This window comes from Ensifer sp. VA4 (assembly GCF_055710065.1).
The window spans coordinates 1-1,487 of the sequence record NZ_JBVQPO010000043.1 but is presented as its reverse complement, the minus strand read 5'-3'; the positions used below and the strand labels follow the sequence as shown (position 1 = coordinate 1,487).

General features: G+C 58.0%; 2 protein-coding genes, 1 tRNA gene and 1 pseudogene. 1 reads left to right on the top strand and 3 read right to left on the bottom strand.

Annotation, left to right across the window (positions count from 1 at the left end):
• Positions 1-182 (top strand): annotated as a pseudogene (locus AC0C6X_RS30065) (iron-containing redox enzyme family protein); the annotation flags it as partial.
• Between the two features lie 336 nt (positions 183-518).
• Here the strand turns inward: AC0C6X_RS30065 and AC0C6X_RS30060 are convergent.
• From AC0C6X_RS30060 to AC0C6X_RS30050, 3 genes are all read right to left on the bottom strand, one after another.
• A complete protein-coding gene (locus tag AC0C6X_RS30060) occupies positions 519-1,031 on the bottom strand; it encodes a PhzF family phenazine biosynthesis protein (protein ID WP_472956681.1) in 513 nt (170 codons plus the stop codon).
• A 15-nt stretch (positions 1,032-1,046) separates the two neighbouring features.
• Positions 1,047-1,187 (bottom strand): hypothetical protein, encoded by a 141-nt coding sequence (locus tag AC0C6X_RS30055; RefSeq protein WP_472956679.1) that lies wholly within the window; start codon positions 1,185-1,187, stop codon positions 1,047-1,049.
• A gap of 173 nt (positions 1,188-1,360) precedes the next feature.
• Positions 1,361-1,437 (bottom strand) — tRNA-Met (locus AC0C6X_RS30050).
• Positions 1,438-1,487: the final 50 nt, after the last annotated feature.

The following is a 1,487-nucleotide window of genomic DNA, read 5'->3' as shown; positions in this document are numbered from 1 at the left end:
TTCATGGGGACCTCGATCCAACCCATAGCGCTGAGATCGACCAGACGTTTGATGCGCTGCCGCTGGATCAGGAACACTTGGAAATGGTTGGTTTGAGCGTTCTCCATAGCTGCGATGCACTCGCGGCCAGCGTGCGAGTTCTGCGCCCACTCTACCTTTTTAGCGGATCGACATCCGACTGACTCCACCATTTGCCGTCGGTTTGATACTCCCTTCAGAGACATCCCTGTCGCTAAAGTCAGCACCAATCCACTACCGCATGTTTCCTTGTGGTGGATGGCGCCTCACCGCTGGGTGTCGCAACTAACGCCGGCCTTGCGTGGCGGAAGGACCTGCTGCAAGCTATAGTGGCTAGATGATGCCGATTAACGGCCCCATTGCGACTTTATACCGCCGAGTTCATGACGGTCGGCAGGGCGCTTTGAGCAGATCCCCATAAGAAGATCTAGCGTAACCATCCGGTTAAGACCGCAGTTTAGGCAGCCTGATCTGGCAGGGACTTCGATGACGGGTTCAAATTAAACGGCTGCAACGCCCTCGATACACGTCGTCACGTCGCCGCCGATCCAAATCTGGTCCTCGATCTTCTCCACATGAACACGTCCTTCCCTTCGAAGGACCGTACCCTGGCTGGCAATGTACGACGAGGGCGCGATGCCGTTTCCTATCAACCAATGCGCGATGCCAGCGTTTAGACTGCCGGTTACAGGATCTTCAAAACCGGCCGCGGTAAAGGCACGCACCTCGAAATCTGCATCCCACCCATCCTTCATGGGGTCCCAGGGGGCAACAACACCGACCCGCAACCCGGAAAGCACGGCAAAGTCCGGGCGCAGCGCCAAGACGTCAGCCCTGGAGCGTAGCAGGACAGCAAGCCAGCCAGGGCCATTGTCCACCCAGTTGGCGTCGACGATGTCATCGGAGGTCAATCGCAGACCTTCGAGGGCTCGCGTGCCGGCCGAAGAGGATTTCGGGGAGAAGATCAAGAAGCTGAAGGCGGGAGTCAGCCCGCAGGCCGTCGAGCTGATCATCAACTCCGCCTCCTACTACATCCGCGAGCACGCCGATCCCGAGACGAAGAAGCCGTTCATCAACATCGTGCGCCAGTTCATCCGGAAGGTCGTCATCGGCAAGACACCGGCCACCTTGGAAGTCCACGACCAGATCGCCTCGATCCTCGCGGCCATGGAAGCGGCGACAATCCTGGAGAAGCGGTTCGAGACGCTCACGCGTCACGATTATCTGGAGCGGCTGCGCGCCGGCGAACTCGATACGGAGCAGAAACGCAAAAAGCTCCTAGACGCTTACGCGGAGGAGCTTTCAGTGAAGCGACTTGAATGGCAAAATATTCAAGTCTCAGTGGTTGCGGGGGCAGGATTTGAACCTGCGGCCTTCAGGTTATGAGCCTGACGAGCTACCGGGCTGCTCCACCCCGCGCCAAGTGTAAATCCCGAAGGGATTTATCACGGTAACGCAAATCCGTTGGA

Excerpts from the sequence above, each read along its gene's own strand:
- AC0C6X_RS30060 (WP_472956681.1), bottom strand. The coding sequence starts at position 1,031 with ATGATCAGCTCGACGGCCTGCGGGCTGACTCCCGCCTTCAGCTTCTTG.
- AC0C6X_RS30055 (WP_472956679.1), bottom strand. The coding sequence starts at position 1,187 with ATGGCCGCGAGGATCGAGGCGATCTGGTCGTGGACTTCCAAGGTGGCC.